The 19,493-nt window shown below is 60.9% G+C and carries 17 protein-coding genes and 2 riboswitches; of the genes, 7 read left to right on the top strand and 10 right to left on the bottom strand.

Annotated features, from left to right (window positions below):
• Window positions 1–255: 255 nt before the first annotated feature.
• Window positions 256–801 carry an NUDIX domain-containing protein gene (locus tag B5477_RS11700; RefSeq protein ID WP_079700478.1) on the bottom strand — a complete coding sequence of 182 codons (546 nt, stop codon included), beginning with the start codon at window positions 799–801 and terminating at the stop codon, window positions 256–258.
• Window positions 802–1,266: 465 nt separating this feature from the next.
• On the opposite strand from B5477_RS11700, the gene lexA reads away from it, so the two are divergent.
• Entirely contained in the window at window positions 1,267–1,872 is a 606-nt protein-coding gene (gene lexA / locus B5477_RS11695; RefSeq protein ID WP_079699856.1) for a transcriptional repressor LexA, read from the top strand.
• A 22-nt stretch (window positions 1,873–1,894) separates the two neighbouring features.
• A complete protein-coding gene (gene pepT / locus B5477_RS11690) occupies window positions 1,895–3,115 on the top strand; it encodes a peptidase T (protein ID WP_079699855.1) in 1,221 nt (406 codons plus the stop codon).
• Window positions 3,116–3,337: 222 nt separating this feature from the next.
• Here pepT and B5477_RS11685 read toward each other — a convergent pair whose 3' ends face one another.
• From B5477_RS11685 to B5477_RS11675, 3 genes are all read right to left on the bottom strand, one after another.
• The gene (locus tag B5477_RS11685; protein WP_079699854.1) at window positions 3,338–4,501 is read right to left on the bottom strand and encodes a phosphoglycerate dehydrogenase; all 1,164 of its coding nucleotides are present in this window, start codon (window positions 4,499–4,501) and stop codon (window positions 3,338–3,340) included.
• 33 nt (window positions 4,502–4,534) lie between these two features.
• Window positions 4,535–5,617, bottom strand: a complete 1,083-nt coding sequence (serC, locus tag B5477_RS11680; RefSeq protein WP_079699853.1) for a 3-phosphoserine/phosphohydroxythreonine transaminase — start codon at window positions 5,615–5,617, stop codon at window positions 4,535–4,537.
• 259 nt (window positions 5,618–5,876) lie between these two features.
• Window positions 5,877–6,473, bottom strand: a complete 597-nt coding sequence (locus tag B5477_RS11675; protein WP_159449027.1) for a nuclease-related domain-containing protein — start codon at window positions 6,471–6,473, stop codon at window positions 5,877–5,879.
• Window positions 6,474–6,818: 345 nt separating this feature from the next.
• Between B5477_RS11675 and B5477_RS11670 the strand changes: the two genes are divergently transcribed.
• Window positions 6,819–7,340 carry a DUF4358 domain-containing protein gene (locus tag B5477_RS11670; protein WP_159449026.1) on the top strand — a complete coding sequence of 174 codons (522 nt, stop codon included), beginning with the start codon at window positions 6,819–6,821 and terminating at the stop codon, window positions 7,338–7,340.
• Here the strand turns inward: B5477_RS11670 and B5477_RS11665 are convergent.
• The gene (locus tag B5477_RS11665) at window positions 7,337–8,134 is read right to left on the bottom strand and encodes a TatD family hydrolase (protein WP_079699850.1); all 798 of its coding nucleotides are present in this window, start codon (window positions 8,132–8,134) and stop codon (window positions 7,337–7,339) included. The two genes, B5477_RS11670 and B5477_RS11665, sit on opposite strands and share 4 nt — an antisense overlap.
• 93 nt (window positions 8,135–8,227) lie before the next feature.
• Window positions 8,228–9,607 carry a glycine--tRNA ligase gene (locus B5477_RS11660; protein WP_079699849.1) on the bottom strand — a complete coding sequence of 460 codons (1,380 nt, stop codon included), beginning with the start codon at window positions 9,605–9,607 and terminating at the stop codon, window positions 8,228–8,230.
• A gap of 338 nt (window positions 9,608–9,945) precedes the next feature.
• Between B5477_RS11660 and B5477_RS11655 the strand changes: the two genes are divergently transcribed.
• Complete coding sequence (locus tag B5477_RS11655) at window positions 9,946–11,328, top strand: hypothetical protein (protein ID WP_079699848.1); 1,383 nt, start codon at window positions 9,946–9,948, stop codon at window positions 11,326–11,328.
• A 42-nt stretch (window positions 11,329–11,370) separates the two neighbouring features.
• Here B5477_RS11655 and B5477_RS11650 read toward each other — a convergent pair whose 3' ends face one another.
• From B5477_RS11650 to B5477_RS11640, 3 genes are read right to left on the bottom strand one after another with little or no spacing between them, the layout of a single operon-like run.
• Window positions 11,371–12,177, bottom strand: coding sequence for a TraX family protein (locus tag B5477_RS11650; protein WP_159449025.1), 807 nt, complete (start codon window positions 12,175–12,177; stop codon window positions 11,371–11,373).
• Between the two features lie 4 nt (window positions 12,178–12,181).
• The gene (locus B5477_RS11645; RefSeq protein ID WP_079699846.1) at window positions 12,182–13,897 is read right to left on the bottom strand and encodes an ABC transporter ATP-binding protein; all 1,716 of its coding nucleotides are present in this window, start codon (window positions 13,895–13,897) and stop codon (window positions 12,182–12,184) included.
• A gap of 37 nt (window positions 13,898–13,934) precedes the next feature.
• The gene (locus B5477_RS11640; protein WP_079699845.1) at window positions 13,935–14,765 is read right to left on the bottom strand and encodes a GNAT family N-acetyltransferase; all 831 of its coding nucleotides are present in this window, start codon (window positions 14,763–14,765) and stop codon (window positions 13,935–13,937) included.
• Window positions 14,766–14,906: 141 nt separating this feature from the next.
• Here B5477_RS11640 and B5477_RS11635 point away from each other — a divergent pair, with 141 nt between their 5' ends.
• From B5477_RS11635 to metK, 3 genes are all read left to right on the top strand, one after another.
• Complete coding sequence (locus B5477_RS11635) at window positions 14,907–15,482, top strand: hypothetical protein (protein ID WP_079699844.1); 576 nt, start codon at window positions 14,907–14,909, stop codon at window positions 15,480–15,482.
• 42 nt (window positions 15,483–15,524) lie between these two features.
• Window positions 15,525–15,649: riboswitch (FMN riboswitch) on the top strand.
• A 126-nt stretch (window positions 15,650–15,775) separates the two neighbouring features.
• Complete coding sequence (locus B5477_RS11630) at window positions 15,776–16,345, top strand: ECF transporter S component (protein WP_079699843.1); 570 nt, start codon at window positions 15,776–15,778, stop codon at window positions 16,343–16,345.
• Window positions 16,346–16,388: 43 nt separating this feature from the next.
• Window positions 16,389–16,489: riboswitch (SAM riboswitch) on the top strand.
• 98 nt (window positions 16,490–16,587) lie between these two features.
• Entirely contained in the window at window positions 16,588–17,742 is a 1,155-nt protein-coding gene (gene metK, locus B5477_RS11625) for a methionine adenosyltransferase (RefSeq protein ID WP_079699842.1), read from the top strand.
• A gap of 113 nt (window positions 17,743–17,855) precedes the next feature.
• Here metK and guaB read toward each other — a convergent pair whose 3' ends face one another.
• Window positions 17,856–19,331: an IMP dehydrogenase gene (gene guaB, locus B5477_RS11620; protein WP_181966733.1), complete on the bottom strand. Its 1,476-nt coding sequence runs from the start codon at window positions 19,329–19,331 to the stop codon at window positions 17,856–17,858.
• Window positions 19,332–19,493 lie beyond the last annotated feature (162 nt).

The following is a 19,493-nucleotide window of genomic DNA, read 5'->3' as shown; positions in this document are numbered from 1 at the left end:
AATCACAGGAGAAAATGGTCGAACTTGGCGATAAGGTTGTGAGATATATCCAAAAATTATTACTAATATTTGTTAAAAACACTTAGAAATAAATTCGAAAAACCAATTGCAAACATTTGGAAGATAATATATTATAGTTATTGGTATGGTTTGTGTAGGTGAACCATACCAATAGGCGGGGATGTAAAAACCACGAAAGGCGGCTGTGTACAGAGCCGCCTTTCGTGGTTTCTATATTTTGTACCCAATCACAAATCAGAGTTTGCCCTGCCGGCGCAAGGCATCCACCCGCAGCAGGCCGACCTGGGTTTTGGCGTCGGGGATCCCGCCGTCGAGCACCATCTGCACCGCCTGCGCGAAGGGAAGGCGCAGCACGCTGAGAAATTCGTCCTCATCCAGCTTCTGTCCGCCGGCGGTTAGGTCGCGGGCGTAGTAGAGATGGGTAATCTCGGTCAGATAGGCCGGAGTGGGGTAGAGGCAGCCGAGATACTGGAAGGTCTTGGCCGAATAGCCGGTCTCCTCCTGCAGCTCTCGCAGGCCGCAGACGTAGTGGTCCTCGCCGCGTTCCAGCTTGCCCGCCGGTATTTCCAGCAGCTCCTGCGAGAAGGGGTAGCGAAACTGCCGTACCAGCAGCACGTTGTCCTCGCGGTCGAGCGCGACGATTCCCACCCCGCCCGGATGGTCGATCACCTCGCGCAGCGTCTGCTCGCCGTTTTCCAGCTCGACGGTGTCGGTACGCAGGTGGACGATCCGTCCATCATAAATGGAGCGCGTGGACAGCTGTTTTTCAAAATGGGACATGTTGATGACCATTCCTTTCCCGGGAGCTTATGTCGGGGCGCAAACGTTTCCCCTCCCGGCCTTTTTTAACTTTCCAGTGGCAATGTAAAAATTATAGCACGCCTCCGCGCCGTTTAAAAGACGCGGGACAGAAAAAAGCCGCCATACGTATGGCGGCTTTTTTCTTTGTTTGAGGTGTGTTTTGAGGAGGGTAGAGCAATACCCGAAACGCTGCGGCATAGCGTTTGGATAATCCGTTCCCTTCGGCAGGTCCTTCATATCCACCGGGTATGCTTTTATTATACAAGGTTGCAGGAATTGTTTGTTAAAGCGTTGTGAATAAACGTTTAAATAACATTCGATGAATTCTGAACAATCCGTTTTAGGAGGCTTAAAGAAAATTTAAACATATGTTTGCGTTTGCCGCATGAGTATGCTATAATAACCACAGAGTGGCGATTGCCAAGAAAGCGAAGGAGGGGTCTTATGGGCGCGATCGGCGACATACACAGGCAGGTGCTGGCCTTCATTGTAGAGAACATCGACAATGAGGGATACCCGCCCTCGGTGCGGGAGATTTGCCAGAAGCTCCATATCAAATCCACCTCTACGGTGCACAAATATCTCAACGAGCTCGAGCAGGGCGGCTATATCCGCCGCGAGAACGCCAAGAACCGTTCCATCCGGGTGCTCCATCCCGGCGGGCAGGGCACCCAGACGCTGCGCGTGCCCATGCTCGGCGTGGTCACGGCGGGCTCGCCCATCCTGGCGGTACAGGAGACGGGGGAATACATCTCCTTTGAGACCGGGCGCTACACCCACGACGAGCTCTTTGCGCTGCAAATCAAGGGGGAGAGCATGATCGAGGCGGGGATCTTCGACGGGGATTACATCGTCGCCCGGCGCACCCCTTCGGCTGAAAATGGGGACATTGTGGTGGCGCTCATCGAGGACGAGGCCACCGTCAAGGAGTTTTACCGCGAGGACGGGCACTACCGCCTGCAGCCGCGCAACAGCACGATGGAGCCGATCCTGGTCAGCGAGATGTCGGTGTTGGGCAAGGTGGTCGCGGTTTTGCGGTATCTTGAGTGATTTTAGAAAGGGGCGGATTCCTGTGAGCAATGTGACCGAGCGTTTTTTGAAGTACATTTCCTTTGACACCCAGTCCCTGCCCGAGCAGGACTGCTTCCCCAGCACCGAAAAGCAGAAGGCGCTGGGCGAGGAGCTGGTGCGCGAGATGAAGGAGCTGGGGATCGCGGACGCGCGCATGGACGACAACGGCTATGTGATGGGGACCATCCCCGCCACCGTCAAGAGGAAGGGCCCGGTGCTGGGACTGATCGCCCACATGGATACCTCGCCCGACATTTCGGGGGAGGACATCAGGCCCAGGATCGTAAAGGATTACGACGGAGGGGACATCGTGCTGAACGGTGAGCGGGGGATCGTGCTGCGCCGGGAGGAGTTCGAGTCGCTGGGCCAGTATGTCGGACAGGATTTGATCGTGACCGACGGGACCACCCTCCTCGGATCGGACGACAAGGCCGGGGTAGCCGAGATCATGCAGCTGGCCGAAATCCTGATGGCCCATCCCGAGCTTCCGCACGGGCCGCTTAAAATCGCCTTCACCCCCGACGAGGAGGTCGGCCGGGGGGCGGATTTCTTTGATGTGAAAGCCTTTGGGGCGGATGTCGCCTTCACGGTTGACGGCGGGGTGCTCGGGGAGCTGAGCTTTGAAACCTTCAACGCCGCCGATGCCAAGGTGCAGATCAGCGGAGTGAACATCCATCCCGGCAGCGCCAAGCACAAGATGAAAAATTCCATCCTGATCGGGATGGAATTTCATAGCATGCTCCCGCCCCAAGAGGCTCCCGCCTTTACCGAGGGTTACGAGGGCTTTTACCACCTCGAGGGCTTCGAGGGGTCGGTGGAGCGCACGCGGCTGCACTACATCGTGCGGGACCACGACCGGGGCCTCTTTGAAAAACGCAAGCATACCCTGCAAGCCATCGCCGACTACCTCAACGAGAAGTACGGCGCCGGGACGGTGAACCTGGTGCTGCGGGACAGCTACTACAACATGCGCGAGAAGATCGAGCCGCATTTTGAGCTCATCGAGGCGGCAAAGGCCGCGATGGTGGAGCTCGGGATCACGCCGATCGTCGAGCCGACCCGCGGCGGGACCGACGGCTCGCGCCTGTCCTACATGGGACTGCCCTGCCCGAACATCTGCGCGGGCGGGCACAACATGCACGGGCGTTACGAGTATATTTCGGTGCAGTCGATGGAGAAGATCGTCGAGCTGCTTCTGCGGCTCGTGACCGGCCAGGGCTGAGCGGATCAGGGATAAAAGGGGGAGGGAACGGCAAAAGCCGTTCCCTCCCCTTTTGGGGTGTAAGAAAAGAAGGGAGGAACCCCCTTGGGTTCCTCCCCTCAAACGCTCCACCGGAGCGTTTGATTCCCCTCTTCCGGGCCTTGACGAATAAAGACCTTGGAGACGCCGTCTCCAAACCTCTGCCAAGGGGTGTGTCACACCCCTTGGAACCCCCGGGAGGGGTTAATAAATTGTGACCCGGATGACGCCTTCGATCTTCTGCATGGTGTCGATCAGTCCGGCGGGCAGGTCGCTGTCCGCGTCCACCAGGGTATAGGCGTAGTCGCCGCGGGATTTATTGGTCATGTTCCCGATGTTGATGTGCGCGTCCGACAGCGTCTGGGTGACCTGGGAGATCATGTTGGGCACGTTGCGGTGGATGACCCCGAGGCGTACCTTGCCGCTGCGCTCCATCGACAGGGAGGGCAGGTTGACCGAATTCTTGATGTTCCCGTTTTCCAGGTATTCGCGCAGCTCCTCGGCGGCCATGGTGGCACAGTTGTCCTCCGACTCGGGGGTCGAGGCGCCCAGGTGCGGAATGACCACCACGTTCTTCTGGCCGATCAGCTCGGCGCTCGGGAAGTCGGTGACATAGCAGGCGACCTTCCCCTCGTCGATGGCGGCGAGGATGTCGGCATTGACCACCAGCCCGCCGCGCGCGAAGTTGAGGATGCGCACCCCGTGCTTCATGGTGCTGATCGACTCGGTGTTGATCATCCCCTTGGTCTCGGGGGTCTGGGGCACATGCAGGGTGATGAAGTCGCAGGTCTCGAAGATTTCCTTGACCGAGGAGGCGTGGTTGATCGAGCGGGAGATCGCCCAGGCGGCCGAGACCGACATGTACGGGTCGTACCCGTAGACCTCCATCTCGAAGTGGCGGGCGATGTTCGCGACCATCACGCCGATGGCCCCCAGCCCGATGACGCCCAGCTTCTTGCCCTTAAGCTCGGGCCCGGCGAATTTGCCCTTCCCCTTTTCGACGAGGCCCGGGACCGCGTCCCCCTCGTCCTTGATGGTGGAGAGCCATTCGATGGCCGGCACCACCTTGCGCGCCGAGAGCAGCAGCCCGGCCACCACCAGCTCCTTGACGGCGTTGGCGTTGGCGCCCGGGGTGTTGAAGACGGCGATGCCAAGCTCGCTGCACCGGTCGATCGGGATGTTGTTGACCCCCGCGCCCGCGCGGGCCACCGCCTTGATGGACGGCTCGAATTCATACTCGTGCAGCGAGGCCGAGCGCACCATGATCGCGTCGGGGCTCTGCGCCTCCTCGGCGTAGGAGTACTGCCCCTTGGGGAAGACATCCAGCCCCGAGGGGGAAATTTTATTGAGCAGCTTGATTTGATACAAGTCGGGTTCCTCCTTCTATTTCAGAAGCGGCGCTTAGCCGTTCTGGCGCTCGAATTCCTTCATGAATTCGATTAGCTTGATAACGCCCTCGACGGGCATGGCGTTGTAGATCGAGGCGCGCATCCCGCCGACGCTCCGGTGCCCCTTGAGGTTGACGAACCCCGCGGCGGCCGCCTCCTTGACAAACTTTTTGTCCAGCTCCTCGTCGCCGGTGACGAACGGGATATTCATCAGCGAGCGGTCCGCCTTGTCGACCGTCCCTTTGAAGAGGGCGGAGGAGTCGAGGTAGTCATAAAACATCCCGGCCTTGCGCTCGTTCTGGGCCTTCATCCCCGAAAGGCCGCCCATCTCGTCGCGCAGCCACTCGAGCACCAGCTTGCAGATGTAGATCGCATAGGTGGGCGGGGTGTTGTACATCGAATCGTTGTCCGCATGGGTCTTGTAGTTAAACATGGTCGGCACGCTCTCGTCGGCGTTTCCGATCAGGTCCTCGCGAATGATCACCACCGTCAGCCCCGCCGGGCCCATGTTCTTCTGCGCGCCGGCATAGATCACGCCGAAGCGGGAGACGTCGACAGGCTCGCTGAGGATGCAGCTGGACATGTCCGCCACCAGCGGCACCTTCCCGGTGTCGGGCAGCGCATGGAAGCGGGTGCCGTAGATGGTGTTGTTGTAGCAGATGTGGAAATAGTCGGCGTCCGGATCAAACTTCTGGGGATCCAGCTTGGGTATGTAGGAAAAGGTTTTGTCCGAGCTGTCGGCCACCACGTTGGCGCAGAGGAACTTCTTGGCCTCGGAATGGGCCTTTTTCGCCCACTGCCCGGTCAGCACGAAGTCGGCCTTGCCCCCCTTGCGCAGGTTGAGCGGCACCATGGCGAACTGGCTGGACGCGCCCCCCTGCAAAAAGAGCACCTTATAGTTGTCCGGAATCCCCATCGTACTGCGCAGCAACGCCTCACAGCCGCCGATGATCTCTCCGTACTCCTTAGATCGATGGCTCATCTCCATCACGGATTGCCCTGATCCACCGTAGTCCAGCATTTCGTCGGCCGCCCGGCGCAGCACCGCCTCGGGCAGCATGGACGGGCCTGCGGAGAAATTGTAAACCCTAGCCATAAAACATTGCCTCCAGTCATCATTTTGTTGCGTGACGCGAGAGCGCCCCGCGCCCGCGTAAAGCGGGTTGTATATCAGCACTTTAGTGCGATGATATATTTCTTATTATAGGTGCGGGTCCGGGTAAAGTCAATGGATTTTGCAAAATATGTCGCTCTGCACAAAACGTTTGTCTTTTTGAGGTGGACAATCGGAAACCCTGACCGTCCCGCAGGAGCGGGTACCAGAAAACCGGGACGCAGATGCGTCCCGGCCGTCCTTACACTTTATACTTCATGATCAGCCCGTAGAGCCCCGGCACGTCCACGTCGTTGTCCTTATCGAACTTGGCTTTGCCGAGATAGGCCTTGAATTTTTTGAAGGTCATGAGCCCCTGCGCCCCGGTGATCCCGATCAGGCTTTTTTTGACGCTGCCGCAGAAGACGGTGACCCCTTCCATCTGGATGTTGTAAATGTCGTTCTTCGAGAAGATTTCCCGCACCACGTCGATGTTGTGCAGGTTCTCCTGCATGAGGTTGGGCATCTTTTTGCGGGTTTTGGCCGTCACCTGGGTCCAGCCCTCGCTTTTTGCGTCGCCGTAATACTCGGCGGTATCGTTGACCGTGCTGACGAACAGGATCCCGAAGAAGCCGATCAGCATATGGTCGATGTGGGCCGCCCGGCCGTTATACGAGAGGTTGAGGTCGTCCACCACCTTGAAGTTGCGGATGACGCCGAACTTTTTGAGCGCCGCGGACACCTTTTGCTTCCCCAGCTTCCCGCTGCGGTAGAGCAGGTAGCGGTAGAGATACCACGCCCCGATCAGGAGCGCGACGGCGAGCACGCCGGTTACAATCCAAATTCCATACTGCTGCAAGTTACTTCCAGCCCTTTCATCAGTCAAATCGCGTTACTACTAAGTATAACGATTTCCCGGTGAAAAGTAAAGAAGGGGCGCGCTTTTTTTCTTTGGGCCGGGAATCGACGCCGCGCCCCTTTGCTTTTGGCAGCGGCCCTTTTTCTTTGGACCGGGAAAAATCCTGGGCGGCCGCCGCAAAGCTCTCTGTTCATTTTACGGGTGCGGGGGCGTGGATATTCCGCCGCGCTTGACACCGGTCTCAAAAAAGCTATACTTATAAATATCGCCCTGTCCCGTCCGGGGACCGGGAGAATGCCCACACGCGACGAACAATGCCGCCCGAAGGCGGCGCGGAGGTTTTGGATGAAAAAAATATGTTCCGCCCTTCTGGCGGTGATATTGGTGGCGCTGCCGCTGTTCGGCTGCGGCGCAAACGAGAGTGAGGAGGCGCCGCCGCAGCAGGACCTGCCCAAGGTCAGTATAGCGGCGGACCCCGAAGGGGCGATCGAAGAGATCTACCGCGACATTGATATCAAAGAGGTCACGGTGGCCGACGACGACCTGATGGAGGACACCCTGGGGTTCGATCTGTGGAACGACATTGAGGAGTACTACGTGCGCTACTCCTCCGGGCGTTATGGGATCGCGGACGTGTATATCATCAAGCCCTACGAGTCGAGCTACGACGTCGTGCGTGAAAACCTCGAGGCGATCAAGCTCGACCGGGTGCGCAAGAGCGAAAGCTACGACATCCTCGATTCGCACAAGATCGCCCAGGAGGCCGAGATCTACCGCTACGGCTCCTACCTGATCATGCTGATGCTCGAGGACAACGAGGCGGCCATGGAGATCATCAGCCGCTATATCCCTTCCACTGAGACCTAAAGGTCGTCGGGGAGGCCGTAAACTTTACAGGCGTTGCGGTAGGTCAGGTCGGCGAGCTCCTGCTCGCCGACCCCTTTTATTTTGGCCAGCGCCGCGATGGTAAAGGGCAGCAGCGAGGAGTCGCAGCGCTGCCCGCGGTGCGGCTCGGGGGCCATGTAGGGGCAATCGGTCTCCACCAGCAGCCTTTCGGGCGGCACCGCCTCGGCGGCCTTCAGGGCCTTCTTGGCGTTTTTGAAGGTCACCACCCCGGTGAAGCCGACGTACATTCCGAGCGCGACCACCTCCTTCGCCGTCTCGGCCGAGCCGGAGAAGCAGTGCACGATCCCCTTCGGGCGGTACTCGCGCAGCAGGTTCATGGTGTCCTGCACGGCGTCCCGGGAATGGACAATCACCGGCAGCCCCAGCCTTCCCGCCAGCTCGAGCTGGGCGCTAAAGACCGCGAGCTGGTCCTCGCGGCTGTAGGGCTCGTAGTGGTAGTCCAGCCCGATCTCCCCGATGGCGCGCACCTCGCCCTCCCCGGCGAGCGCCTCGATCTTTTCGAGCCATCCGTTTTCAAGATCGCTGGCCGATTCGGGGTGGACCCCCACGGCGCAGGAGACGAAGGGATACGTCTTGGCCAGCCGCAGGCTCTGCACGCTGGAGGGGTAGTCGCTGCCCACGTTCATCACCCGGCGCACCCCGGCGCGCGGGAGGATGGCGCCGAGCAGCGCGTCCCGGTCGGGCAGGCCCTGATCGCTCTGGCCGAACTGCCGGCTGTCATAGTGGGCATGGGAATCGAAAATGTTTTGGAGCATGTGTTTTAAAATCCTTTCTCGGAAACTCTATCAGCTGCAAGAAGTGCGTACCGCCCTTGGGCGGTACGCACTTTCATTTTGGCTTGGGGGAATTTAAAAATGCATCTTGTCCCCGAGATACCCGGGCAGCGCGTCAATCGCAATGCGCTCCTGCTGCATGGTGTCGCGGTCGCGCACCGTCACGCAGCCGTCCTCGGCGCTCTCGAAGTCGTAGGTAATGCAGAAGGGGGTGCCGATCTCGTCCTGGCGGCGGTAGCGCTTGCCGATCGAGCCGGCGTCGTCGTAGTCCACCGGGAAGAGGTCCGCGAGGCGCTCATAGACCTTGCCCGCCTGCTCGCCCAGCTTTTTGGACAGCGGCAGCACACAGGCCTTGTAGGGGGCCAGCGCCGGATGGAGATGCATGACCACGCGGGTGTCGCCCTCGCCGACCTCCTCCTCGTCGTAGGCCTCGCACAGGAAGGCCAGCGCCACGCGGTCGGCGCCGAGCGAGGGTTCGATGACATAGGGGATGTACTTCTCATTTGCTTCCTGGTCGAAGTATTCCAGGGACTTGGTGGAGTGCTCCTGGTGCTGCGTCAAATCGAAGTCGGTGCGGTCGGCGATTCCCCACAGCTCGCCCCAGCCGAAGGGGAAGAGGTACTCGATGTCGGTGGTCGCCTTGGAGTAATGGGAAAGCTCCTTGGGGTCGTGGTCGCGCAGGCGCAGGTTCTCGTCCTTGATCCCCAGCGAGAGGATCCAGTTGTGGCAGTAATCCTTCCAATACTTGAACCACTCGAGGTCGGTGCCCGGCTTGCAAAAGAACTCGAGCTCCATCTGCTCGAACTCGCGGATGCGGAAGATGAAGTTGCCCGGGGTGATCTCGTTGCGGAAGCTCTTGCCGATCTGGCCGACGCCGAAGGGCAGCTTCTTGCGGGTGGTGCGCTGGATGTTGGCGAAGTTGACAAAGATCCCCTGCGCGGTCTCGGGGCGCAGGAAGATTTCGCTCTTGGCGTCCTCGGTCACGCCCTGGAAGGTCTTGAACATCAGGTTGAACTTGCGGATGTCGGTAAAGTTCTTCGACCCGCACTCGGGACAGGAAATCCCCTTCTCCTTGATGAAGTCCATCATCTGCTGATCGCTCCAGCCGTTGGGCGAGATCCCCGCCTGGGCCTCGATGAGCTGGTCGGCGCGGTGGCGGGTCTTGCAGTCCTTGCAGTCCATCAGCGGATCGGAGAAGCCCCCCACATGGCCGGAGGCCACCCACACCTCGGGGTTCATTAAAATCGCGCTGTCCAGCCCCACGTTGTAGGGCGAGCACTGTACGAATTTCTTCCACCAGGCGCGCTTGACGTTGTTTTTGAACTCCACCCCCAGCGGGCCGTAGTCCCAGCTGTTGGCAAGCCCCCCGTAAATCTCGCTGCCCGGGTAGACAAAGCCCCGGTTCTTGCAGAGATTGACGATCTTTTCCATTGTTTTTTCTGTATTGGAAAGCACGCGAAACCCTCCGTCATATAAATTTTTCTTATTGGACTCGATATACTGTTTCATTTTACGGCGAATCGGACCAGAAGTCAAGCGGATTCGCCCCGGTTTTGCCGGCACATGAAAAAGACCGTCAGCTACCCTTTCTGACGGTCAAATCCGGCTTGCAAATCCTTGCTTTTTAAAAGCAAATCCCTATCTATTTCCAATAACAGCCTAATTATACCCTGTTTTGCCAGCATTTGCAAGGGAGAAGCCTCATTTTGCAGGGGTTCCCGTCCCGGCGGCGACCGATAGAAAGGGTATCTGGTGGTCATTTTAATAATATAAAAAGGGAAGGGATGTGGCGAATGAAACGGCTGTTATCCATCTTGGCGGCGGGGGTGCTGATGCTTTGCTATGCCCCCGGCGCCTTCGCGCAGGCGGGGGTGATCGAGGTGCCCATCGCCCCGGGCGGGTGCACCACCCGCTACTTCGTCGAGGTGAAGGACAAGGATACCGGCGCGCTGTTCGGCAGCGGCTACGCCCAAAGGAGCGGGGAAGGGTACCTCGCCAGAATCGAGGGGGAATTCCCGGCGCGCAACGCGGCCTATTCGGTCAGCGTCACCGCGCAGCCCGAGGCGGGACGGGAGGGGCTGGACCTGGCGGTGACGCGGCAGGCGCCGGACTATGAATATATCTACGAGCTGCCGCCCATCGCCTGCTGCGGGGGAGCCGTTGTGGACACCGCGACCGAGCAGAGCTTCAGCGGCTACGGCGACGGGCGCGACGGCAGCTCCTACGAGCGGCCCTATTATATCTACAACGCCCGGCAGCTGCAGCATCTCAACAACGCCCACCACCTGAAGGCGGGCAGCTACTACCGGCAGATGTGCGACATCGACCTTGCCGCCGAGGGGTACGACGCGACGCCCGACGACACCATCGGCGGGGTGTCGGTGAGCGGCAACTGGTACCCGATCGGCCTGTCGGCGGGCAACGACCTGTCCGCCTACTACGACGGGAATTTTCATCTTATCAAAAACGTCTCCTTCGACGTCACCAATGTGACCAATACGCGGGCCGGAATTTTCAGTACCTTCGCTTCGGGAGAGGTCAAAAACCTCGGCGCGGTAAACTGCACCGTGCGCAGCCACCGCACCGCCGGGCCGATCTCCTCAAACGTCTATAACGCCAGCAACTGCTTCACGATCAATTGCTCTGCCACCTCCACCTCGGACATCGCGGGCGGAGTGTTCGGCAACACGGTCGGCCCGGTCTGGGACTGCTTTGGGGTCGGGTCGCGCGCCTCGGGAAACGGGGGGAACCCGAACGCCGGGGGGATCACCGGGGCGAGCGCCTCCTCCCCGTTTAACCGCTGCTATGCGGTGGCCAACCTGGTCAGCGCCACCTACCGGGGCGGGATCAGCGGGCGCGATTCGGATGGGAAGAATTCGGCGAGCGGATGCTATTACTGCAACCCGCCGGTCTCGGGCGGCGGCACGATGTACCTGTTCGGCACGAACAGCACCTCGGCGGCCGGGGCCTTTTCCTTTGCGGACTTTGGGAGCGGCGCAGCCTCCTTCCCGGCTTTGAGCGGGGGCGGCTGGAGCCGTGGGACGCTGACCTTTTCGGCGGGCGGCGCGGCGGTCACGGTGGAGGACGCCCCCATCCTCGCGGCCGAAGGATACTTCCCGCCCAGCGCCTTCACCGGGGACTATACCACCGGGCGCTCCGCCCCCGACCCGGCGTGAGATATACAAAGGCCGCGGCAGGCATGCCTGCCGCGGCCTTCTCTATGCTCCCCGGGCGAGCAGCAAAAGCTGCAAGCCGTAGAGCAGATAGGCGTGCAAGGGGTAGTAGAGATAGAAGAAGTATTTCATCCTGCGGCCCTGCCGGTGGTTATAGAGCAGCAGCAGCGGCAGCGCGAGGATCATGAAGCTCTGCAGCCCGCCCGTCAGCAGGGAGAAGACGCAGTAAAAGATGATCATCCCCCGCCGGCGGTTTCGCAGGTAGTAGAGGATCACCCCGAAGGCGACGAGCAGCACGCCCCCCTCGACGAAGAGCGGGCAGGGCAGCAGTGCGCTCAGCACCCCGAGCAGGAGGCTGCGCAGCGGTCCCTTGCCAAGATTTGCCGTGAGCATGGCGAGCAGGAGGGAGGCCGCCGGCGGCAGCAGGAAGGGCAGAGCGATGGCCAGCAGGGGCTTCACGGGCCGGCTCCTCCCCGTCTCCCGTGCGCGCAGCCGCTCGATCCAGTAGAGATAGTAAAGGATATAAAAGAGGGTGGAAAAGATGTGGTTGTCGATTCTCACCTCGGCCCGGCCGGCTGTGAGGAAGTTGATCACCGCCGTGCAGAGGTCCATCCCGACGCTCCAGCAGAACATCCGGCGGATATAGCGCACCCGGTCGTGGGTGTAATCGAACCCCCAGCAGCTCAGGAAGATGAAGAGGGGGGCCGCGATCCGCCCGATCAGCCGGAACCACCAGGGGATGGGCAGCGCGGGGGAGAGGAAGAAGGCGACATGGTCGAAGGTCATGCAGACGAGCGCGATGACCTTGAGCTCGAAGGTGCAAAGGCCCCTTTTCAGTAAACGTTCCATCATCGCCCTAGGCCCTGAACTGCGAGCGGTAGAGCCCGGCATAGATGCCGCCTCTTTCGAGCAGCTCGTCGTGGGTGCCCTGCTCCTTGATCCCCTCGTCGGTCAGCACCACGATCCGGTCGGCGTTCTTGATCGTCGAGAGCCGGTGGGCCACCACGATGGTGGTCCGCCCGCGGCAGAGCTCGTCGAGCGCGGACTGGATCATCTGCTCGGTCACGTTGTCCAGAGCGCTGGTGGCCTCGTCCAGGATCAGGATGGGCGGGTTTTTGAGGAAGACCCGCGCAATCGAAATGCGCTGCTTCTGCCCGCCCGAGAGCTTGAGCCCGTGCTCGCCGATGTAGGTGTCGTACCCCTCGGGCAGGGAGAGGATGTAGTCGTGGATGTTGGCGCGCTTGGCGGCCTCGACGATCTCGCTTTCACCCGCGTCGCTTCGCCCGTAGCCGATATTGTCCCGGATGGTGCCGGTGAAGAGGAAGACCTCCTGCTGCACGATCCCGATGGCGGCGCGCAGGGATGCGCGCTTAAGGTGGCGGATGTCCACCCCGTCGAGGGTGATCGCGCCGGAGTTGATCTCATAAAAGCGGGGGATCAGGTGGCACAGCGTCGTCTTGCCGCCACCCGAGGGGCCGACGAGCGCGACGGTGTCCCCTTCCCGGATGTCGAGCGACAGATGGTGTAGAATCTGGTTTTTGTCCCCCTCATAGGTGAAGGTGACGTCCTGAAAGCGGATATTCCCCCGCACGTCGCGAGCCTCGATCGCGCCGGGGTCGTCGTCCTCGGGGTGCTCGTCCATGATCTCGCAGAAGCGCTTGAAGCCGGTCATGCCGGTCTGGTACTGCTCGACGAACTGGATGAGGCGCTTGATGGGGTTAAAGAACATGCTGACGAAGACGATGTAGGAGGCGAACTGCCCGGGGGTGATCTGCCCGTAGATGGCGAACAGGCCGCCCGAGAGGAGGACCACCACCATGATCAGGTTGCTTAGCAGGTCCATCCCGGAAAAGAACTCGGCCATCGCCCGGTAACTCTGGCGGCAGGCGTCCACAAAGGAATTGTTCGAGCAGGCGAACTTTTCCAGCTCGTTGTCCAGGTTCTGGAACGCCTTGGCCACCCGGATCCCCGAGATCGAATTTTCCACCGTGGCGTTGATCCCGGCCACCTCCTCCCGCCGGCGGGCGAAGGCGTTGTTCATCTTGATCCTTTTTCGCATGGCGAAGAAGACCAGGAAGGGGATAAAGGCGAAGATAATTAAAGTCAGCGGGATGTTGCGCATGCACATCAGCACAAAGGACCCGGCCAGGGTCACGATCGAGATGAACACGTCCTCCGGCCCGTGGTGGGCCAGCTCGCTGATCTCCATCAGGTCGTTGACGATCCGCGACATGATGGCGCCGGTCTTGTTTTTATCGAAGTAGGAGAAGGGGAGGGACTGTAAATGGGAGAAGAGGTCCCGCCGCATGTCCGCCTGCATGCGCACCCCGACCATGTGGCCGAAGTACTGCACCACGTAGTTCAAGGCGCTGCGCAGAATGTAGATCCCCAGCAGCAGCGCGCACCAGATCAGTAGCATGCGCAGGTTCTTCTGGGGGATGTATTCGTCGATGATATTGCCGCTGACCACCGGATAGAACAGGTCGGCCGCCGAGATGACGAAGGCGCAGCACATATCTATGGCGAACATCTTCCAGTGCGGGCGGTAGTAGGAAATAAAACGTTTGAGCATGATGTCCTCCTTGCAGTAAATGTTTCGTCAGCCGGGACTAGTCGAACGCGAGGGAGAAGTAACCGTCCTTTGTCTCCTGCGCGGGGATGAACCATTTGAGCAGCGCGGTGGGCTCCCGCTCACCGAAGGGGGCGTCCGGCGGCAGCAGCGCCGTTCCGCCGGGCAGCCCGAGGCGGGACGCCAGCGCGCCGAGGAGTGCCGGCTCGCTCCCGGCTTCGCACCCGAGCTCGGTCACGAGCAGCCTCCCCTCCCGGATCCGCCCGTGGGCGTAGCCGCCGCCCTGCGGCGTCCCGATGAGCCAGGTGCCCCCGCCGCCGTGGCGGCCGAAGTCCTCGGCGAAGCGCAGCATCCCCTGATTCCATAAAAAGAGGGGACGGCAGGAAAAGTAGCTTTCCCGCGGACGGGGGAGCTTATCGAGCCGGATCGGCACGACCTTCCCCGGCCCCCCGGCCGAAAAGGGGAAGCGCTTCACATAAAAGGCATGGTCGAACCCGAAGCGGCGGTAATAGCCGTAGAGGGACTCCTCGGCCGGCTTGAGCAGCGCGGCGGCATAGCCCCGCGCGGGCAGCAGCCTGTCCAGCTCGTGCATGATCTCCCCGGCGATCCCCCGCCCGCGCATACGCTCCTCCACCGCCAGCGCGTAGAGGTAGGCGACATCAAGGGTTTTCCCCGCGCAGAGCAGCTGGGCGGGCAGGATGTAAAACATCCCGCAGAGCGCCCCGTCCACCTCGGCGACGAGGGCGTTTTCCTCCCGGTAGCAGTGCGAAAAGAAGAGGTCGAGCCCCGCCTCATCCTCCTCGAAGACCCGTCCGAACAGGGAGCGCAGGGCGGGAAGGTCTCCTGTTTTTGACAGGCGGACATCAGACAAGCGAAATCCCTCCTAAATGAATCAAAGCGCTTCTTCTATTTTAACACAAACTGTCAAGAATATTGCAAGAATGTCACAATCAGTATATAATAACGAAGGATAGACGAACCAAAATCAGGAAAGAAGCGGTGGAATGACGGCATGAAAAGACTGCTTGCAGCCATCCTTGCGGCCGGCTGCCTGGCCCTTTCGGGATGCGTGACCAAGAGCGCGAGCGGGGATATCCCTCTCGGCGCCTCGGGCTTTGCGCCCGCCGAGGAAACGGTGAGCGAGAGCGACTATAACGTGGGTGAGCAGGCGCTGGAGGAGGACCTCATCGGCTACTGGGAATATGTCAAATGGAGCGATGCGCTGCTCGAGGAGGAGACCAAGGTGGTGCCCTGGGACTACGACTACCAGCTCTTCGCCTTCGATGAAAACGGGGTGTGCTACAGCACCATGTCGGACAGCCCGCTGAACTGGACCATCGACGACTTTGAAAATGGCTTCGACACCCTCTTTTGCAGCAAGTATAAGGTGGAGGACGGGGTGATTACCATCACCGACGAGACGCTCGGTACCTCGGAGGCGTGGGACGTGACCGTGATCGAGGAGGGCTATACCCGCAAGGGGGTCGACTTTAAACCGGGCGACCTGCTGCTTCACCGGCGGGGCCCGGATGGGGAGGTCGAATACGTGCGCCAGCTCCGCCGGATCGAGTTCCCCGAGGAATCTTGACAAGCCGGGGCGAATAGAATATAATAAATAAAAATTTAACAGCGTCTGTTTCAGGGCGGGGTGAAATTCCCCACTGGCGGTGATAGTCCGCGACCCGAAGCGAAAGCTTCGGCTGAATGGGTGTGATTCCCATACCAACGGTATAGTCCGGATGAAAGAAGCAGCACGAGGCGGTTTTCCGCGGATATGCTGACGCCCTTGGGGATTTTCCCAAGGGCTTTTCCGTTTTTCCGGGAAAGGATTCCGGGAGGGCGGCGCACCCCAGAACAGGCCCCAAACTGGAGGAGAACATCATGAAAGCAAGCCAGACCACCCGCAAGCTCACCACCATGGCCATGCTCACCGCACTTTCCATCGTGCTGGTGGCCATCGTCCACTTCCCGCTCTTCCCGGCCGCGCCCTGGATGGAGTACGACCCGGCGGACATCCCGATCTTTATCGGCACCTTCCTCTTCGGCCCCGGCGCGGGGCTGGCGCTGACGCTGGTGGTCTCGATCATCCAGGGCACCACGGTGAGCGCCTCGTCCGGCATCATCGGGATCCTCATGCACTTTTGCGCGACCGGCTCCTTCGCCATCCTGGCCGGGAACATCTACCGCAAAAAGCACACCCGCGGCGGGGCGATGATCGCGCTGGCCGCCGGGGTCGTGACCATGACGGCGGTGATGGCGCTCTGGAACCTGATCTTCACCCCGATTTTCATGGGCGCCCCCCGGCAGGCGGTGCTGGAGCTGATGATACCGGTGATCCTCCCCTTCAACCTGATCAAGGCCGGGGCGAACGCCCTGATCACCTACCTTGTCTACAAGCCGATCGCGCGGCTGGTGCGCCACGAGGAGGGCGGGCTGCCCGCGCGCTCTTGACAAGAGGGCGGGAACCGTGTAAAATAAATAAAAATTAAATACATCCTTATCAAGAGCGGCTGAGGGACCAGGCCCTGTGAAGCCCGGCAACCTGCGCGTGAGCGCAAGGTGCCAAATCCTGCGGAAAACTCCGGAAGATGAGGCTAAGATAGAGCGGCGCCCGGTTTTCCGGGCGCTGTTTTTGCGTCTGAAACATCTTGCCAAACAATCTGATAAGGGAAGCGGAAAGGAAGAAAACAAAAATGGCAAACTATCTCTTTACGTCGGAATCGGTGACCGAGGGGCATCCGGACAAGATCTGCGACCAGATTTCGGACGCCGTGCTCGACGCCATGCTGCAGGGGGACCCCCAGTCCCGGGTGGCCTGCGAGTGCGCCGCCACCACCGGCATGGTGCTGATCATGGGGGAAATCACCTCCAAATCACAGGTGGACATCCCGGCGCTGGCAAGACGGGTGATCTGCGACATCGGGTATGACCGGAGCGAATACGGCTTCGATGGGAACACCTGCAACATCCTCACGTCGCTGGACCGGCAGTCCCCCGACATCGCGATGGGGGTCTCGCTGGGCTCCGGGGGTGCCGGCAGCGTGGGCGCCGGGGACCAGGGGATGATGTTCGGCTTCGCCTGCGATGAGACGGCGGAGTACATGCCGCTGACCATCAGCCTCTCGCACAGGCTGACCCGGCGGCTGGCCGAGGTACGGCGCGGCTCTTTACCCTACCTGCGCCCGGACGGGAAGGCCCAGGTGACGGTGGAGTACGACGGCTACACCCCGGTGCGCATTTCGGCGGTGGTGGTTTCCTCCCAGCACGCGGCCGAGGTGGACATCGGGCAGGTGCGGCAGGATATTTTGGAGCAGGTCATCGCCCCGGTGCTGCCGAAAGGGCTCTGCGACGAGCGCACCCGCTACTTCATCAACCCGACCGGCCGCTTCGTGGTCGGCGGCCCGATGGGGGACAGCGGCGTGACCGGGCGCAAGATCATCGTGGACACCTACGGCGGCTGGGGCCGCCACGGCGGCGGCGCCTTCTCGGGCAAGGACCCGACCAAAGTGGACCGCAGCGCCGCCTACGCCGCGCGGTACGTGGCCAAGAACATCGTGGCGGCGGGGCTCGCTTCCCGCTGTGAGGTGCAGCTCGCCTATGCCATCGGGGTGGCCGAGCCGGTGTCGGTCAATGTCAACACCTTCGGCACCGGGAAGCGCCCGACGGATGAAATCGAGGCGGCGGTGCGCCGCACCTTCGATTTGCGCCCGGCGGCGATCATCGACTCGCTCGGGCTGCGCTCACTTCGCTATCAGTCGCTGGCGAGCTACGGCCACATGGGCCGCGAGGAGCTGAATGTCAGCTTCGAGCGCACCGACCGGGTGGAGGAACTGCTGGAAAACATATAGTTTTACGTGGGATTCCCAAGGGGATCATCCCCTTGGGCGGGGCGTGGGGCGGTGCCCCACAAAAAAACCAGGGCTTCGATCGCTGCGATCGAAGCCCTGGTTTTACGTTATCCTCAGATCTGCACCGAGTAGTTCGGCGCTTCCTTGGTGATGTAGATATCGTGCGGGTGGCTCTCCTTGAGCCCGGCGCCGGTGATCCGCACAAACTGCGCCTTCTCGTGCATCTCGTCGATGCTGCGACAGCCGCAGTAGCCCATGCCGGAACGCAGCCCGCCCAGCAGCTGGTAGATGGAATCGGCGACGCTTCCCTTGTAGGGCACCCGGCCCTCGACCCCTTCGGGGACCAGCTTCTTGTTGTCCCCCTGGAAATAGCGGTCCTTGCTGCCGCAGGCCATCGCGCCCAGGCTCCCCATGCCGCGGTAGACCTTGAAGCGGCGGCCCTGGAAGATTTCCTCGGCCCCGGGGGCCTCCTCGCAGCCCGCCAGAAGCGAGCCGAGCATCACGACGTTTGCGCCCGCGGCGATCGCCTTGGCGATGTCGCCGGAATACTTGATCCCCCCGTCGGCGATGACCGGGATGTGGTGCTTGCTGGCGACGCAGGCCACGTCGTAGACCGCGGTGATCTGCGGCACGCCGATCCCCGCGACCACCCGGGTGGTGCAGATCGAGCCGGGCCCGATCCCGACCTTCAAGGCGTCGGCGCCCGCCGCGATGAGATCCTCGGCCGCAGCGCCGGTGGCGATGTTTCCGGCGATAACCGGCACGTTCGGGAAGGCCTTTTTGACCTTCGCGACCGCGACGGCGATGTCCTTGTTGTGGCCGTGGGCCGAGTCGAGCACCAGCACGTCCACCTGCGCATTGATGAGCGCCTGGGCGCGGTCGAGCACGTCGGCGGTGGCGCCGATGGCGGCCCCGCAGAGCAGGCGGCCGTTTTTATCCCTGGCGGAGTTGGGGTACTGCACCGCCTTCTCGATGTCCTTGATGGTGATCAGCCCCTTGAGGTAGCCGCCGTCGTCCACGATGGGGAGCTTTTCGATCTTGTGCTTGCGCAGAATCTCCTGCGCCTGGGCCATGGTGGTGCCGACCGGGGCGACCACCAGGTTTTCCTTGGTCATCACGTCCTTGATCTTGACGTTGAAATCGGTCATGAACCGCAGGTCGCGGTTGGTGAGGATGCCCACCAGCTTCCCATCCGCCTCGCAGATCGGCACGCCGGAAATCTTATACTTGCCCATCAGCTCGTCCGCATCGAAGACAAAGTGCTCGGGTGAGAGGTAGAACGGGTTGACGATGACCCCGTTTTCCGAGCGCTTGACCTTATCCACCTCGTCGGCCTGCCGCTCGATGGACATATTCTTGTGGATGATCCCGATCCCGCCCTCGCGCGCGATGGCAATGGCCATCTTGGCCTCGGTCACGGTGTCCATCGCAGCGGTCATGACGGGGGTGTTCAGGGTGATCCCCTTGACCAGCTCGCTGCGCAGGTCGACCTCCTTGGGGAGCACGTCGCTCTTTGCGGGGATCAGCAGCACGTCGTCGAACGTCAGGCCCTCCTTGGCGAACTTGCCCGAAAATTCGGTATTCAGCATAGATTATCCTCCTTTTTCATCGCCGATTTCCATTCCTCTTGCACCAAACCACAATCGTTTTTCGATATTTTTTCCATTCTAGCACCAAACGCCCCATTATTCAATAGCATTTTTGTCCTTCTTTCGCAGACAGATTCCTACGGGATTGGGCAGGTTGATGAA

This window comes from Provencibacterium massiliense (assembly GCF_900169495.1).
Classification (GTDB): Bacteria; Bacillota; Clostridia; order Oscillospirales; family Ruminococcaceae; genus Harryflintia; species Harryflintia acetispora.
The sequence above is the reverse complement of the archived record's forward strand: the minus strand, read 5'-3'. Positions and strand labels throughout refer to the sequence as shown.

What these genes read in the sequence shown, in the direction of transcription:
- B5477_RS11700 (WP_079700478.1), bottom strand. Translation starts at nt 801, where the DNA reads ATGTCCCATTTTGAAAAACAGCTGTCCACGCGCTCCATTTATGATGGA.
- lexA (WP_079699856.1), top strand. Translation starts at nt 1,267, where the DNA reads ATGGGCGCGATCGGCGACATACACAGGCAGGTGCTGGCCTTCATTGTA.
- serC (WP_079699853.1), bottom strand. Translation starts at nt 5,617, where the DNA reads ATGGCTAGGGTTTACAATTTCTCCGCAGGCCCGTCCATGCTGCCCGAG.
- B5477_RS11670 (WP_159449026.1), top strand. Translation starts at nt 6,819, where the DNA reads ATGAAAAAAATATGTTCCGCCCTTCTGGCGGTGATATTGGTGGCGCTG.
- B5477_RS11665 (WP_079699850.1), bottom strand. Translation starts at nt 8,134, where the DNA reads ATGCTCCAAAACATTTTCGATTCCCATGCCCACTATGACAGCCGGCAG.
- B5477_RS11655 (WP_079699848.1), top strand. Translation starts at nt 9,946, where the DNA reads ATGAAACGGCTGTTATCCATCTTGGCGGCGGGGGTGCTGATGCTTTGC.
- B5477_RS11650 (WP_159449025.1), bottom strand. Translation starts at nt 12,177, where the DNA reads ATGATGGAACGTTTACTGAAAAGGGGCCTTTGCACCTTCGAGCTCAAG.
- B5477_RS11645 (WP_079699846.1), bottom strand. Translation starts at nt 13,897, where the DNA reads ATGCTCAAACGTTTTATTTCCTACTACCGCCCGCACTGGAAGATGTTC.
- B5477_RS11635 (WP_079699844.1), top strand. Translation starts at nt 14,907, where the DNA reads ATGAAAAGACTGCTTGCAGCCATCCTTGCGGCCGGCTGCCTGGCCCTT.
- B5477_RS11630 (WP_079699843.1), top strand. Translation starts at nt 15,776, where the DNA reads ATGAAAGCAAGCCAGACCACCCGCAAGCTCACCACCATGGCCATGCTC.
- metK (WP_079699842.1), top strand. Translation starts at nt 16,588, where the DNA reads ATGGCAAACTATCTCTTTACGTCGGAATCGGTGACCGAGGGGCATCCG.
- guaB (WP_181966733.1), bottom strand. Translation starts at nt 19,331, where the DNA reads ATGCTGAATACCGAATTTTCGGGCAAGTTCGCCAAGGAGGGCCTGACG.